The sequence below is a fragment of the Aeromonas sp. V90_14 genome, from assembly GCF_029967615.1.
Lineage (GTDB): Bacteria > Pseudomonadota > Gammaproteobacteria > Enterobacterales > Aeromonadaceae > Aeromonas > Aeromonas hydrophila.
This window is the reverse complement of the sequence record NZ_JASCAS010000006.1, coordinates 118,224-133,381: the sequence shown is the minus strand read 5'-3', so window position 1 is coordinate 133,381 and position 15,158 is coordinate 118,224. Positions and strand designations below refer to the sequence as shown.

Genomic DNA, 15,158 nt, shown 5'->3' with positions numbered 1-15,158 from the left:
AACCGCCGACACGGGGATTTTCAATCCCCTGCTCTACCGACTGAGCTATCTGGGCGTGGGCGCTATTAAACGGATTTTAAGGCAGGTGGTCAACGGGAAATTTCACTTTTTGTCTCGTTCGTCTCTTTTTTGCTCAGGATCATCCATTTCCAGCACTTCTTCCTGCTCGGCGCGATTCTGGCGGCCCCAGACTCTGGGTTCCTCCCCCTTCAGCAGGCGAGCAATGTTCTCGTGATGGCGGATCAGAATGAGGCAGGAGAGCAGCGACACCGGCAGCGTGTATTCCGGCTTGAGCAGGTAGGTAAAGAGCGGAGTCAGCAACACGGTAATGATGGAGGCCAGCGACGAATAACCGCTCACCAGCAGCACCAGCAACCAGGTGCCGATCACCGCGCCCCCCATGGTGAAGCCGATGGGCATCATGGTGCCGAGCGCCGTGGCCACTCCCTTGCCGCCACGAAAGTGGAAGAAGATGGGGTACATGTGGCCGAGACAGGCTGCCACCCCGATAAAGCCGAGGTAGACGGGTTTGATCTGCAGATACCAGGCGAGGTAGACGGGAGCGGTGCCCTTGAGCACATCGAGCAGCAACACCACCACGGCCGCCAGCCGACCACCGAGGCGCAGCACATTGGTGGCCCCCGGGTTGTGGGAGCCGTGATCACGGGGATCCGGCAGACCCGTGATGCGGGAAACCAGCACCGCACTGGACAGCGAGCCGCCCAGGTAGGCCAGAATAATCATCAAAATCGTCAGGGCCGTCATCTTGGTCGTTTTTACCACGATATGAATGGGGTATGATGCGGGCCACATTCTCTGGCGCCGACGTGGGGTTGCCCAACGCGTGTCGCCCAAACCGGCCGCCGGCACTCATCCGCTGGCCAGGCCTGCATCCCTGCGCTGTCATCACAGCCCATCAAGAGTAAAGAAGAAGTACTGTCATGGACAAGGTGTTTATTCGCGGACTCGAGGTTTTGACCACTATCGGTGTATACGAGTGGGAGAAAGGCATTCGCCAGAAGCTCTGTTTCGACCTCGAGATGGGGTTCGACAACCGCCCCGCCGCCGCAACCGACGATATCAAGCTGGCACTGGATTACGCCACCCTCTCTCGCAAGATCTGTGATCACGCCTCCAGCAAGGTGGTGGAGCTGGTCGAAACCATGGCCGAACAGGTCGCCATGCTGGTGCTGGCCGACGAACGGGTACAGTGGGTCAAGGTCACCCTGACCAAACCGGGCGCCGTCCCCAATGCCGCCGGCGTCGGCGTCGAGATCCTGCGTCACCGCACCCCGGCCGCGAGCGCCAACTGATGACCCGTATCTATATCAGCCTGGGATCCAACATCGAGCGGGAGCGTCATATCCGCGCCGGCCTCGATGCGCTGCAGGCCGAGTTTGGCGAGCTGCAGGTCTCCCGGGTGTTCGAGAGCGAGGCGGTGGGCTTCAACGGCCGCCCCTTCTACAACCTGGTGGTGGGCGCCGATACCGAGCTGCCGCTGGCGACCCTGTGCCAGCGACTGCGCGCCATGGAGTTTGCCCACGGCCGCGAGCCGGACGCCAAGAAGTTCGCCCCGCGCACCCTGGATCTCGATCTGCTGCTCTATGGCGAGCTGGTCTGCGAGACACCGCTGGTGCTGCCGCGCGGCGAGATCCTCAGCAATGCCTTCGTGCTCTGGCCGCTGGCCGAACTGGCCCCTACCCTGCGCCATCCGCTGGATGGCCGCACTCTCGGTGAGCTGTGGGAGCGTTATGACAAGGCCTCCCAACGGCTCTGCCCCATCCCCTTTCACTGGGCAGCGGGCGAATTGCAGCACCACTGAACAACAAGGGCACCTCGCGGTGCCCTTGTTGTTGATGGACGGAGCTGATAACGGATAAGAAACCGTGATTGGGCCTGCGCCGGTGCAAGTGGCAGGATGGCCGCCATCACAGGAGAACCCCATGCCACTCGATACCATTCACGACTTCAACTGCCAGCTGCTGGCCGGGCTGCCCCACCAGCGCTTCGAGCACGAACCCATCCTCGACTACGCCACCGATGAAAAGGTGAGAGCCCGCCTCGGCTGGCAGGCCGAATTCAGCAAGACCCTGTTTCTCAAGTTCAAGGATGGCCGCTTCGCCCTGCTGCTGACCCACAGGGACGGCCGGCTCGACAACAAGGCGGTCAAGGCGGCGCTCGGCGCCAAGCCCTCCATCTGCACCGCCGACGAGATGCAGGCCGAGATTGGTTGCCTGCCGGGCGCGGTCTGCCCCTTCCTGCCCCGCGCCGACATCCCGCTGCTGGTGGATCCCGCTCTCATGACCCACCAGGCCTTTACCTGGACCCCGGGCCACCCCGAGCAGACCTTCCTGCTGGAAACCGCCCACCTGGCCGGGCTGCTGACCCAGCTGCCCTGCCAGGTAAGTTACCTGCCGACCCCCTGAGCCTGCGGCTCAGCGCTTGTCCCGCGCCAGCTGGGCGAAGATCAGCGCCGCCAGCATCGACATCAGGCCAATGCAGAGGTAGGTGAGGTGAAAGCCCCCCAGCCACTGACCATCCGCCGCCGACGAGCCGGCAGAGAAGAGCCCCAGCAGGCTGGCGGCGATGGCCACCCCCAGGCTCATGGAGAGCTGCATCACCACCGACAGCAGGCCGTTGCCGCTGCTGGCAAACTCCGGGCTGAGATCCTGCAGGGTCAGGGTATTCATGGCGGAGAACTGCAGCGAGTTGATGGCGCCGAACACCATCAGCCAGCCCAGCAGCACCCCGTAGGGGAGCTGGTTGTCGATGAGGGAGAAGCTGGCGATCATCACCCCCAGCGCCAGGGTGTTGCCGATCAGGATGCGGCGATAGCCGATGCGCGGAATGAGCTTGTTCACCAGCGTCTTGGTCAGCATGGCCCCCAGCACGGTGGGGATCATGGTCATCCCCGCCTTGCTCGGCGAGAAGCCGAGCCCCAGTTGCAGAAACAGCGGGGTGAGAAACGGCATGGCGCCGCTGCCGAGCCGGGCAAACAGGTTGCCCCAGATGCCGATGGCGAAGGTGCTGGTCTTGAACAGCCCCAACCCGAACAGCGGCTCCTCGGCATTGGCGGCGTAGAGCCAGTAGCTCGCCATGGCGGCCAGCCCGAACAGCAGGGCAAACAGTGCCCAGCCGGTGGAGATGCTGTGCTCCCCCAGCCCCTGCAGGCCCACCGACACCAGCACCATGCCGGCGCTGAACATCACGAACCCCTGCCAGTCGAACTTGGCCGTGCTCTGGCGCAGATCCGGCATGAAGTACCAGCTGGCGATAAAGCCGAGCAACCCCACCGGCAGGTTGATGAGAAACACCCAGTGCCAGCTCGCTACCTCCACCAGCCAGCCCCCCAGTGCCGGGCCGATGAGCGGCCCCACCAGGCCGGGGATGGTGACGAACGACATCACCCGCAGCAGCTCGTGCTTGCTGTAGACCCGCAGTACCGCCAGCCTGCCGACCGGCATCAGCAGGGCGCCACCGATCCCCTGCAGCACCCGCGCCGCTACCAGCAGCGGCAGGGAGTTGGCGGCCGCGCAGGCCAAGGAGCCCAAGGTGAACAGCAGGATGGCGGCCAGATAGATGCGGCGGGTGCCAAATCGGTCCGCCAGCCAGCCGGAGGCGGGAATGAGCAGCGCCACCGTCAGCATGTAGGCGATGATCACCGACTGCATCTGCAGCGGGCTCTCGCCCAGGGTCTCGGCCATGCTCGGCAGGGCGGTATTGAGGATGGTGCCATCCAGCGTCTGCATGAAGAAACCAACCGCCGTGAGCGGCGGCAGCCATTTGCGCTGGGCAGGGGTCACCATGTGTGTGCTATCGGGCATCTGCAGCCACCTCCTCTTCAGACAAAAAAAGACCCGCACAAGCGCGGGTCATCTCATTACATCAGGCATCAGGCTGGCCGAGCATGGCTCTAAGCTGCTCTTCCAGGCTGGGCTCGGGCGCCTTGAGCGTATCAAGGAACAACCGCTCTATGCCCGCCTTGTCCTGACTCTTCACGATGAACACCAGCCGGGACTGGGCCTTGCCTTCCGGCCACTCTCCCAGCGCCTGCAGCGGATAGAGCTGGCCATGAACGCCGTGGATCACCACCGGCTGGCTCTCTCCCTCCAGCTGCAATATGCCCTTGAGCCGCAGCAGGGCATCGCCGTATTGCGCCTGCACCGCGTCGATGGCGGCCAGCAGGCGGGACGGCTTGAGCGGCTCGCCGATGCGCAGGGAGAAACTCTCGATATTGCCGTGCTCGAAGTGGGTCGGCGCGGCCGTGCCAACCTTGGCGGCGAACGGCTTCATCTTCGGCTGCATCGGCGAGGCCAGCCCCTGCTTGGGGGATTCGGTACGCAGCCAGGCCAGCAGCTGGCGCACGTCGCGCCCGGCCGCCTCGTTGTAGGCACCCAGCTTCTCCAGCACGGCGGGCGAGAGCACCCCGTTGCTGACCCGCTCGATCGGGGCCGCCGGATTGAGGGCCGCCAGCTGGGCTTCGACCCGCTCCAGCTGCTCGCCATCCACCAGGTCACCCTTGCTCACCACCAGCAGATCCGCCAGCGCCACCTGTTTCACCGCTTCATATTGGGCCGCCAGCTGCTGCTCGATATGGCCGGCATCCACCACGGTGACGGTACCGTCGAAGCGGTAACGCTGGGCGATAAAGCCCTCCTCCCTCAACGTGAACAGCACGGGGGCCGGATCGGCGAGGCCAGTGGTCTCGATGATGAGCCGTTTGAACGGTTTGATCTTGCGCTGGATGGCCTTCATAAACAGCCCCTGCAGCGCCTCCACCAGGGAGCCCTGCACCGAGCAGCAGATGCAGCCGGAATCGAGCAGCACCACCTGCTCGTCCACCTGCTGCACCAGGTGGTGATCCAGCCCTACCGAGCCGAACTCGTTGATCAGCACAGCGCATTCGCCAAGCTCCGGCTGCTTGACCCAGTGGTTGAGCAAGGTGGTCTTGCCGCTGCCGAGAAAGCCGGTCAGCAGGGTCACAGGGATACGAGTATCTTGCATATCGGTCATGTCAGATCCTTACCGGTTGGCAAACAGGTCGGCGAGCCAGCGGTTTTCGAAGCGACCGTGGGGGTCGAGCTCGCCCTTGAGGGCCAGGAAGTCGTGCCAGCGCGGCAGCAGCGCCGGGAAGTCGTAGAGATCCATCGCCAGGTGCTTGCCAAAGTGCGGGATGCCGCCGAGCGGCACCAGCAGTTGCTGCAGCTCGCGCATCTGCTCCATGGAGCCGTTGACGAAGGTGCCGTCCGCCGCCAGATAGACCAGGAACCCGATCCAGCACACCGACTGATCATAGGCGGCGCTGAGCCAGGCCTTGGAGGGGCCGGTACAGCGCAGGATAAAGGGATAGTGCAGCACGCCGGGGTTGGCCTGCTGCCACGCCTGCAGGGTCTCCAGCGCCTCGTTCATGCGATGCAGCGGCACCGCCACCTCGCAGTTGATCTGGGGCGCCGGGATCCCCTTGCAGAGGATCTGGTAGACGTTGCCCACCAGATCGGAGGCATCCTTGAAGCGGCGCACCGTCTCGAAGTGCTCGCCGGCCAGCGCCTCATCCTTGGTGTCCTTGGCCATCTTCTGCAGAGTCGCATCTATGGTGGCATTCATGCGGGCGTCGATGTCGCCCTCCAGCAGCAGCGGCTCGCTGCCACCGGCGCGGTAACGGGCCACCTCCTCCTCGGAGGCCGGCTCCACCAGCCAGATGTGGCTCTCGCCGGTCCAGGCGAACCACCAGCTCTTCACGAAGGCGTGCTCGCGGTTGAGCCGCTCGTTGTGCGCCAGCAGGAAGGGATAGTCGGTGGTGAACTTGGTGCAGCGCATGATGCGGTTGGGCACGGTCTGCAGGGTGACGTCGAGCAAAATGCCGAGCATCCCCATGCCCATCACGAAGGCGCCAAAGCGCGAGTCGGTGCGATCCACCCGGATGATGTCGCCGCTGGCCAGCATCACTGTCATGGCTGCCACCGCATCGCACAGGGCGGACTGGTGCAGCCCCTGGCCGTGGGTGCCGGTGCTGAGCGCACCACCCAGGGTCTGGATGCCGATGACGCCGGGAGACGCCGGCAGCATCCGCTCCATGGCGATGAGATCGGCGTAGACGGTATCGAGTGGGGTGCCCGCCTGATAGGTGACGGTGTCGGCGGTCTGCGCCAACTGGCCGCGCAGGTGGTGCAAGTCCACCAGCAGCGCCTGGCTGCCCTCGGCATAGACGCTGTGGATGGGTTCGAAGGAGAGGCCGGAGCCGATGAGGCGCAGCTTGCGCTCGGGATTTTCCCGCAGCAGTTGCTGCAGTTCGTCGCGATTCTTCGGACGCCACACCTGCTCCAGTGCGCCGAGCGGGTTGGTCCTGGACCAGTTGAACAGCACCTCCCGCTGACCTATCGCCTTGATGCTGTGAAATGCCTGGAACCTGACCGTCATACCGCCCCTCATCTTTATTGACGTCAAAATGAGCGCCAATTCTACCGAAAAGCGGGGCGCAAGGCATGAAAAACAAGCCCCTACAGTCGGGGGTGGATAGGGGAGAGCGCCTCTCCCCTCGCCTCAGCGCGTCTGCTGGGTCAGTGCCAGCAGCATGCCGAATCCCACCAGCAGCCCGCCAAACACCCGATCGATCCAGTGGCGCACCGCCAGCAGCCGACCCCGTACCGAATCGGTGGAGAAGAAGATCGCCACCGCGCTGAACCAGACGGCGTGGGCCAGCACGATGAAGGCGCCGTAACCGAGCTGGACCGCCAGCGGCGTCTGCGGCTGCACCACCTGCATGAACAGACTGACGATGAAGATGGTGGTCTTGGGGTTGAGCACATTGGTCAGAAAACCGGTGCGCAACGCCCCCAGGCTGGAGAGGGCGGGCTGCTCGGCCAGCACCTCGGCGGTCGCCGGTTTGGCCCGCAGCATCTTGATGCCGAGGAAGATGAGGTAGGCGGCCCCCGCCAGCTTGATGAGATTGAACAACCAGAGCGACTGCTGGATCAGCAGCCCCACCCCGAGCAGGGTGTAGGTGACGTGCACGCAGACCCCGGCGCCGATGCCGAGCGCCGTCAGCACCCCGCTGCGGCGCGAGAGCAGCAGACTGTTGCGCGACACCATGGCGAAGTCGGGCCCCGGGCTGATGACAGCAAAGAAGGTAATGGCTACTACGGCTAACAGTTCGGTCATGAAAATAGTCCTGATCACATGGAATATCGGCTATTTTATTTGGCCATAGCACCAATAACGAACGATAACTTCTGACATGAACGGTGAGAATGATTCACAGAAAAGCCTGTCGCTGCCGGCCCTGACCGCGCTGCGCTGTTTCGAGGTGGCGGCCCGTACCGAACACTTCAGCCGCGCCGCCGACGAGCTGCACCTCACCCACGGCGCGGTCAGCCGGGCGGTACGCCTGCTGGAAGAGGATCTCGGGGTCATGCTGTTCGAACGGCGCCAGCGCCGGGTCTTTCTGACCGAAGCGGGGGAGCGGCTCTATCAGGCGGTCAGGGAGGGGCTGGGCGGCATCCGCCAGACGGCGCAGGCGCTGCGCCGGCAGGGACGGCCGACGTCGCTGGTCATCTCCTGCGAGCCAACCCTGCTGATGCGCTGGCTGATCCCGCGCTGGCCCGCCTTCCAGGCCCTGCATCCCGAGCTGGACGTGCACCTGATGGCCGGTGGCGGTGCCCTCAGCTTCGGCAGCGGCATCGATCTCGCCATCCGGCGCAACGACTTCCAGTGGCCTGCCGAGCTCTACAGCCAGCCGCTGTTCGAGGAGCTGACCGGGCCGGTCTGCCAGCCGGGCAAGATGGCACAGTTCTTCGAAGCGGGGGCAAACGGCCCGGCCCTGCGCCCTGCCTCCCCCCGCCTGCACACCAAGACCCGGCCCGGAGCCTGGCAGGAGTGGTTGCAGCACGCCGGCCAGTCCGCCGGCGAGGAGGCGCCGGGGCAGACCTTCGAGCATTTCTACTTCAGCCTGCAGGCGGCAGTCGCCGGGTTGGGGGTCGCCATCGGTCCCTACCGGCAGGTGTGCGACGACATCGAGGCCGGCCTGCTGGTGGCGCCGCTCGGCTTTTGCCCCGACGGCACCGGCTACCACCTGCTCGCCCCCGCCCCGCCCGCTCCCGGCAGCGCCCACGCCAGACTGTCGGAGTGGCTGCAATCCCTCACCTGATGGCTCAGACAGAAGCCAGCTGCACCGAGCGGTCGACCTGAGGCTGGGCCAATGCAGCCTGAAAGTCGCGCAGCGGCAGCGGACGGCCAAACAGGTAGCCCTGCAGGTAGTCGACGCCTTTGCGTTTCAGGTAGTCGGCCTGCTGGCGCGTCTCCACCCCTTCGGCAACCAGCGCGAGGCCGAGCCGGGTCCCCAGATCGATCACGTTGTCGACTATGTGCTCGGACAGGGATTCGGTGCCGATCCTGCCGATAAATGACTGATCTATCTTGAGATAGTCCACATGGAACTGCTGCAGGTAGTGGAGGCTGGAGTGGCCGGTGCCAAAATCGTCCATGGCCAGCCTGACCCCCATTTCGTCGAGCTGGCGAAACAGCGCCAAGGTCTGGGGATCCGCCACCAGCAGCTCCCGCTCGGTCAGCTCCAGCACCAGTACCACCTGGCCCGGCGCGAAGTGATCGAGGAAGCGCCGACACTCGGCAAGCAGTGCCATGTCGCGGCAGTGGGCGGCACTGATGTTGAAGCTGATGTGAAACCCGTGCGGCACCCGGCTGCGATCCAGGCTCAGCTCGCGGGCCACCTCCTCCATCAGCAGGCTGGTCATCGGCACGATCAGACCGCTCGCCTCTGCCTGGGGGATGAAGAGATCCGGGCGGATCAGCCCGGCCGTCGGGTGCTGCCAGCGCATCAACACCTCGGCTCCCATCACCCGCTCGCTCCCCGCCGCCACCAGCGGTTGCAAATAGGGCACAAACTCCCGATTGCGCAGGGCTCGCGCCAGCTCAACCTCCGGTGAACGGGGCCGTCCCAGCAGCCACCAGATGAGCAGGGCGAAGCCGAGGGAGATCCCCAGCAGCAGCAGAATGGCCCAGCGCCTGGCCTGCCACAGGGAGTTCCAGAACGAGGGCACCTCGTGCCCGGCATAGATGGAGAGCGGATAGCGGCTGGAGTGGATCTCATGGCTGGCCAGCATCGCCTGCGGCTGCCCCCCTTCGCTCAGCACGCCCCGCTCATCCAGCCACTGCTGCCCCACGTGCAGCAGCAGGGTGCAGGGCCGTCCGCTCAGCACCAGCATGAAGCGCAGGTAATCACCGTCTATGGTGCTGAAAGCGGCCCCCTTGCCATGGCTGTCGCGCAGGGCCAGCAGGGGGTGGTGGGCCCGCACCTGGTTGCCCGCCAGCAGCAGCAGCCGTCCGCCGCTGTAACGCTCGAGCCGATCCGGCCACTGGATGGCACCGAACAGCGAGTTGCAGTAGATCCCGTTCTCCCCCACCAGGTTGACGGTACGCACGAAGGGCACCAGCGCCACCTGCTGGCGCAGGGTTAACAGGGCCTGCTCGCACGGCTGATCGATGAAGGGAAAGAGCGAGCGGTTGGCACTCTCGGCGTGGGCCAGCATGGTCTCCATCAGGGTCACCGCCTGTCTGGCGGAGTGCTCGGACTGACGATCCAGAGCGTGCATATGGCTGTTGTAGATGGCCCAGCCGCCGAACGTGAAGGGCAGGCTGAACAGCAACAGGGTGCAGCCAAGACGGAGCCAGGGACGGGAGAAATCCAGATTGGGCAGCGACATCGACATAGCGGGACCAGACAGCAAACATGGCAGCCCACCTTAACAGCCGATGCTGAACCCAGCCCTAATGTGTGCAAAAAACAACCAGCCATACCCAGAACAAAAGCAAAAGCCCCGGCACGGGCCGGGGCTTTGCATCAGCACGGGAGCGCCATGGCGGCGCCGACCCTTATACCGCTTGCTGCAGGATCACCGCATCGGCCTTCTTGGTGTAGGAGGCGATCTCGTTGAAGTTGAGGTAGCGATAGGTGTCGGCCGCAGTGGCGTCCAGGGTCTTGGCGTACTGCAGGTACTCGGCCACGGTCGGGATCTTGCCGATGATGGCGGCAACCGCGGCCAGCTCCGCAGAGGCCAGATAGACGTTGGCACCCTTGCCCAGACGGTTCGGGAAGTTGCGGGTGGAGGTGGAAACCACGGAGGCCCCTTCCGCAACCCGCGCCTGGTTGCCCATGCAGAGGGAACAGCCGGGGATCTCGATGCGGGCACCGACCCGGCCGAAGATGCCGTAGTAGCCCTCTTCGGTCAGCTGATCCTTGTCCATCTTGGTGGGCGGCGCGATCCACATGCGGGTCGGCAGCTCGCCCTGATACTTCTCGAGCAGTTTGCCGGCGGCGCGGAAGTGGCCGATGTTGGTCATGCAGGAACCGATGAATACCTCGTCAATCTGGTCGCCAGCCACGCTGCTCAGCAGACGGGCATCGTCCGGATCGTTCGGCGCGCACAGGATCGGCTCCTTGATGGTGGCCAGATCGATCTCGATGATTTCGGCGTACTCGGCATCCTTGTCCGCTTCCATCAGCACCGGGTTGGCCAGCCACTCTTCCATCCCCTTGATGCGGCGAGTGATGGTGCGTACATCGCCGTAGCCTTCGGACAGCATCCATTTGAGCATCACGATGTTGGACTTCAGATACTCGATGATCGGCTCTTTATCCAGCTTGATGGTGCAACCGGCGGCGGAACGCTCGGCGCTGGCGTCGGCCAGTTCGAACGCCTGCTCCACCTTCAGGGTCGGCAGACCTTCGATCTCGAGGATGCGGCCGGAGAAGATGTTCTTCTTGCCCGCTTTCTCGACGGTCAGCAGCCCTTTCTGGATGGCGGCGTAGGGGATGGCATGGACCAGGTCACGCAAGGTGATGCCCGGCTGCAACTCGCCCTTGAAGCGCACCAGCACGGATTCCGGCATATCCAGCGGCATCACGCCGGTGGCGGCGGCGAAGGCCACCAGACCGGAGCCCGCCGGGAAGGAGATGCCGATGGGGAAACGGGTGTGGGAGTCACCACCGGTACCCACGGTATCCGGCAGCAGCATGCGGTTCAGCCAGGAGTGGATGACGCCGTCACCCGGACGCAGAGAGACACCGCCGCGGTTCATGATGAAGTCCGGCAGGGTGTGGTGGGTCTGCACGTCGATGGGCTTGGGATAAGCCGCGGTGTGGCAGAAGGACTGCATGGTCAGATCGGCGGAGAAGCCGAGGCAGGCCAGATCTTTGAGCTCGTCGCGGGTCATCGGGCCCGTGGTGTCCTGGGAACCGACCGTGGTCATCTTGGGTTCGCAGTAGGTGCCCGGGCGGATGCCCTTCACGCCGCACGCCTTGCCCACCATCTTCTGGGCCAGGGTGAAGCCCTTGCCGGTGTCGGCGACAGGCTGCGGACGACGGAACACGGTGGAGAACGGCAGACCCAGCGCTTCGCGGGCCTTGTCGGTCAGGCCGCGGCCGATGATCAGCGGGATACGGCCACCGGCGCGCACTTCGTCGATCAGCACGTCGGTTTTCAGTTCAAACTGCGCCAGCACCTGGTCGGTACCGTGCTTGCAGATCTTGCCGGCAAACGGGTAGATGTCGATCACATCGCCCATTTCCAGCTTGGAGACGTCCACCTCGATGGGCAGGGCGCCGGCATCTTCCATGGTGTTGAAGAAGATCGGGGCAATCTTGCCGCCGAGGCAGACACCGCCGGCACGCTTGTTCGGCACGTGCGGAATGTCGTCACCCATGAACCAGAGCACCGAGTTGGTGGCGGATTTACGGGAAGAGCCGGTACCGACCACGTCACCCACGTAAGCCAGCGGGAAGCCCTTCTCTTTCAGGGCATCGATGGTCTTGATGGGGCCGATGACGCCATCCTTGTCCGGGGTGATGCCGGGACGGGCGTTCTTCAGCATGGCCAGCGCGTGCAGCGGAATGTCCGGGCGGGACCAGGCGTCCGGTGCCGGTGACAGATCGTCGGTGTTGGTTTCACCGGTCACCTTGAACACGGTGACGGTGATCTTCTCGGCCAGTTCAGGGCGCGAGAGGAACCACTCGGCGTCGGCCCAGGATTGCATCACCTGCTTGGCGTGGGCATTGCCCGCCTTGGCCTTCTCTTCCACGTCGTGGAAGGAGTCGAACATCAGCAGGGTGTGGGAGAGGCCCTTGGCGGCAAGAGGAGCCAGGGTCCCGTGGTCCAGCAGGTCGATCAGCGGCTGAATGTTGTAACCACCCTGCATGGTGCCCAGCAGCTCAACAGCTTCGGCGGCAGTCAGGATGGGAGAGTGGGTTTCGCCCTTGGCGACGGCGGTGAGGAAGCCGGCTTTGACATAGGCCGCTTCATCAACACCAGGGGGAATACGGGAGGACAACAGCTCTTTCAGAAAGTCTTGTTCGCCGGCGGGCGGGTTCTTGAGCAGCTCAACCAGGGCGGCGACCTGCTCTGCGTCCAGAGGTTTGGCAACCACGCCTTCGGCGGCACGTTCTGCGACGTGTTTACGGTATGTTTCAAGCACGACTAATTCCTCTTTGGTCTTTTTTTGGGGTTCGCCCACGCTCGCGGCGATCGTCCTTGCGGGACACCCGTAGGGTGCCCCCCACTATATAAGTTTTAACGACTAATTAAAATCCAAAGCCTGTACAGATATTCATCAAAACAACATAACCATCTAAAGTTGCTGGTGTTTTACAAACAGACAAATGGCACACCAGAAGTAAGTTAACAAAAAGGCATCATTTGGCCGTTATTCGAATGTGCTGCCCAATTGCAGATAGAACATGTCGTTGCCCCCCTCCGCCATGCCGTAGCCGAGGAAGATGGGGCCGAGGAAGCTCTCCACCCCCACGTAGACGGAACCGGCGGTGAAGGAGCTCTCCATGCTGATGTCTTCACCCTTGTCCCACACCCCGCCCTGCTCGAGGGAGCCGCCCAGATAGAGCGGCGCCCGCAGCGCGCCGAAGTCGTTGTCCGCCACCCGGTAGATGTAGCGCAGCCCGCCAAACAGGCTGTAACGGCCGCTCAGCTGATAGCGCTGGAAGCCGGACATGCGGAACAACCCGCCCAGATCCTGCACGAACAGCGGCAGCTCTTCCTGGGAAGTGGAGCCCCCCCCCTCCAGCAGCAGGTTGAGGCTGTGCCTGTCCCAGGACCAGGGCTTGACCATCGCCAGGTGGTAGTTGACCCCCTCATAACGATCATTGATCGTGTCGTTGTCATCCAGCCGGACGGCGGAGTATCCCCCCTTGATGTCCCAGTAAGCCCCCTGATAGGGGAAATAGCGGCTATCGAGGGTATCGTGTTCGAAGCGGACATAAGGGCCCCAGGAGGAGGCATCCACCTTGGCATTCGCCACGTTGCGCACGTCGATGTCGCCTACCTTCCCCTCCAGCCCGAGCGAGAGACGGCTCCAGGGCTGACGATTCCAGCCCACCGCCAGATCGACGTTGGTGAAGTTGTACTCGGCGTCGACATAGCTCACCTCATCCGCCGCCCGCGTCTCCTCGGGAATGAAGATGCGACGCTGGGTCTTGTCATAGGCCAGGCTCGCCTCGCCGAAGAAGGTCTGGGAGGGCTCCAGCGGGGTGTAGAAATCGGTCTTGAAGTGCTTGGCGGTACCGAGTGATGCCTCGGTCAGCCACTCGGCCCCCCAGTCGTTGACGTTGGTGAGGGTGTAGGACATGCCCACGTTGTAGTTGGAGCTGCTCTCGAAGTCATCGGAGAAGCCGAACTGGAAGTTGAGGTAGCCCGGCCCCCAGTTCTTCTCGCTGGCGTCCACCACCAGCACGTTCTCGCCGCCCCGCTCCTCCACCTCGTAGGTGATGCGATCGAACGACTCCAGCGCATAGAGCCGGCGAATGCCCGCCTCCAGGCTCTCGTTGGTCTGGATCTTGTCGGGCCGCACCTTCAGCATGGCGTGCACCGTCTCGTCGGAGAGACGGGACTTGTTGATGATCTCCACCTTGTCGATGTAGTAGGCGGGCTGGCCGCTGCGCTCGGCGCGCCGGCTCAGCTTCTGGTTGCGATAGGCGGTATAGGCGGCGGGCGAGAGAGAGAGCGCATCAAGCTGACTGGAAGCGCGCCTAGCCACCTGTTCCCCTATCTTGATCCCCTCCGGCATCAGGGCGAAGTCGGCGATGCCCATGCCGCCGAATTCCGGGCTGAGCAGCACATCTTTGGGTCCCATCAGCGCCTTCTGTTTCTCGGTGCCGACCTGGGTCATGTAGGTGGTGAGCTGATCGATCATGGCCAGCCCCGACTTCAAGGACTCGCGGGTGCGCAGCTTGGCGCTGATGTCCACCGCGATCACCACGTCGGCCCCCATCGCCTTGGCCACGTCCACCGGCATGTTGTTGACGGTGCCGCCATCGGCCAGGATGTGCCCCTCCCACTCCACCGGCTTGAGGGCGCCGGGAATGGACATGGATGCCTGCATCGCCTTGGCGAGGCTGCCGTGGTCCAGCACGAAGGGGGTCACCGTCTCCATGTCGGTGGCCATGGCGCGGTAGGGAATAGGTAGGTCGTCGAAGCTCTTCTGCACCGGCAGGTTGGAGGTGGCGTGGCGCAGCAGGCTAGCCATGGACTGCCCCTGGAAGAAGCCGTCGGGGAACTGGACCGAGTCGCCATTGATGCCGATGTCGGTGCGCAGCTGATACTGTTCGCTCTGCTGCTTCTTGCGCAGGGAGAGCTCGTCACGCCCCACCTTGTCCTGATAGCCCTTGTTCCAGTCGATGGCCAGGGTGGTGCGCTCCACCTCTTCAGCGCTGAGCCCCATGGCGTACATGCCCGCCACGTAGGAGCCCATGCTGGTGCCCACTATGATGTCGACCGGGATGCGCTTCTCTTCCAGCACCTTGAGGATGCCGATGTGGGCCGCCCCCTTGGCGCCGCCGCCGCTGAGCACCAGGGCAATTTTGGGCCGCTCGGACTGGGCCGCTGCCATCAGCGGCAGACAGGCCAGCAATATCAGAAACAGGGGGTTCCATCCTCGACGAAAGATGTGCATATGATTTTCCATTGAATCCAAGGCGAGCCAGCTAGGCAGTGAAGCCTACTATAAGGGGCGGCCGGCGAACCGCAACAGTTCATAGGGGATATCGGCACGCATTGCGACGCTGGCCGCCCATGCAGCGATGTGAGCGCAAACGTAATCCGTCAATAAAGTGGGTCGGCCTATCAAGGGTGGCACCGGGC

Annotated in this window: 12 protein-coding genes; 4 read left to right on the top strand and 8 right to left on the bottom strand. The window is 63.8% G+C overall.

Annotated features, from left to right (window positions below; translation table 11 throughout):
- Positions 1-102: 102 nt before the first annotated feature.
- Complete coding sequence (gene plsY / locus QLG02_RS06950; protein WP_016352149.1) at positions 103-765, bottom strand: glycerol-3-phosphate 1-O-acyltransferase PlsY; 663 nt, start codon at positions 763-765, stop codon at positions 103-105.
- 176 nt (positions 766-941) lie between these two features.
- On the opposite strand from plsY, the gene folB reads away from it, so the two are divergent.
- The 3 genes from folB (at position 942) to QLG02_RS06935 (ending at position 2,426) form a co-directional block, all read left to right on the top strand.
- A complete protein-coding gene (folB, locus tag QLG02_RS06945; RefSeq protein WP_011707547.1) occupies positions 942-1,313 on the top strand; it encodes a dihydroneopterin aldolase in 372 nt (123 codons plus the stop codon).
- The gene (gene folK, locus QLG02_RS06940) at positions 1,313-1,822 is read left to right on the top strand and encodes a 2-amino-4-hydroxy-6-hydroxymethyldihydropteridine diphosphokinase (RefSeq protein WP_017409458.1); all 510 of its coding nucleotides are present in this window, start codon (positions 1,313-1,315) and stop codon (positions 1,820-1,822) included. Before folB ends, folK begins: the two co-directional genes overlap by 1 nt.
- 121 nt (positions 1,823-1,943) lie before the next feature.
- Positions 1,944-2,426, top strand: coding sequence for a YbaK/EbsC family protein (locus QLG02_RS06935; RefSeq protein WP_282464826.1), 483 nt, complete (start codon positions 1,944-1,946; stop codon positions 2,424-2,426).
- 9 nt (positions 2,427-2,435) lie between these two features.
- Here the strand turns inward: QLG02_RS06935 and mdtD are convergent, their stop codons facing one another.
- From mdtD to QLG02_RS06915, 4 genes are all read right to left on the bottom strand, one after another.
- Complete coding sequence (gene mdtD, locus QLG02_RS06930) at positions 2,436-3,824, bottom strand: multidrug transporter subunit MdtD (protein WP_029302083.1); 1,389 nt, start codon at positions 3,822-3,824, stop codon at positions 2,436-2,438.
- 61 nt (positions 3,825-3,885) lie between these two features.
- Positions 3,886-5,013: a GTP-binding protein gene (locus QLG02_RS06925; RefSeq protein ID WP_044800912.1), complete on the bottom strand. Its 1,128-nt coding sequence runs from the start codon at positions 5,011-5,013 to the stop codon at positions 3,886-3,888.
- A gap of 9 nt (positions 5,014-5,022) precedes the next feature.
- Positions 5,023-6,417 (bottom strand): D-arabinono-1,4-lactone oxidase, encoded by a 1,395-nt coding sequence (locus tag QLG02_RS06920; RefSeq protein ID WP_282464825.1) that lies wholly within the window; start codon positions 6,415-6,417, stop codon positions 5,023-5,025.
- A gap of 123 nt (positions 6,418-6,540) precedes the next feature.
- Positions 6,541-7,158, bottom strand: coding sequence for a LysE family transporter (locus QLG02_RS06915; RefSeq protein ID WP_017409453.1), 618 nt, complete (start codon positions 7,156-7,158; stop codon positions 6,541-6,543).
- Positions 7,159-7,234: 76 nt separating this feature from the next.
- Here QLG02_RS06915 and QLG02_RS06910 point away from each other — a divergent pair, with 76 nt between their 5' ends.
- Positions 7,235-8,143 carry a LysR family transcriptional regulator gene (locus QLG02_RS06910; protein WP_282464824.1) on the top strand — a complete coding sequence of 303 codons (909 nt, stop codon included), beginning with the start codon at positions 7,235-7,237 and terminating at the stop codon, positions 8,141-8,143.
- 4 nt (positions 8,144-8,147) lie between these two features.
- On the opposite strand, the gene QLG02_RS06905 is transcribed toward QLG02_RS06910, so the two are convergent.
- From QLG02_RS06905 to QLG02_RS06895, 3 genes are all read right to left on the bottom strand, one after another.
- Positions 8,148-9,722: a cyclic diguanylate phosphodiesterase gene (locus QLG02_RS06905; RefSeq protein ID WP_282464823.1), complete on the bottom strand. Its 1,575-nt coding sequence runs from the start codon at positions 9,720-9,722 to the stop codon at positions 8,148-8,150.
- Positions 9,723-9,885: 163 nt separating this feature from the next.
- Positions 9,886-12,483, bottom strand: a complete 2,598-nt coding sequence (acnB, locus tag QLG02_RS06900) for a bifunctional aconitate hydratase 2/2-methylisocitrate dehydratase (RefSeq protein WP_282464822.1) — start codon at positions 12,481-12,483, stop codon at positions 9,886-9,888.
- 228 nt (positions 12,484-12,711) lie between these two features.
- The gene (locus QLG02_RS06895) at positions 12,712-14,970 is read right to left on the bottom strand and encodes a patatin-like phospholipase family protein (protein WP_282464821.1); all 2,259 of its coding nucleotides are present in this window, start codon (positions 14,968-14,970) and stop codon (positions 12,712-12,714) included.
- Positions 14,971-15,158: the final 188 nt, after the last annotated feature.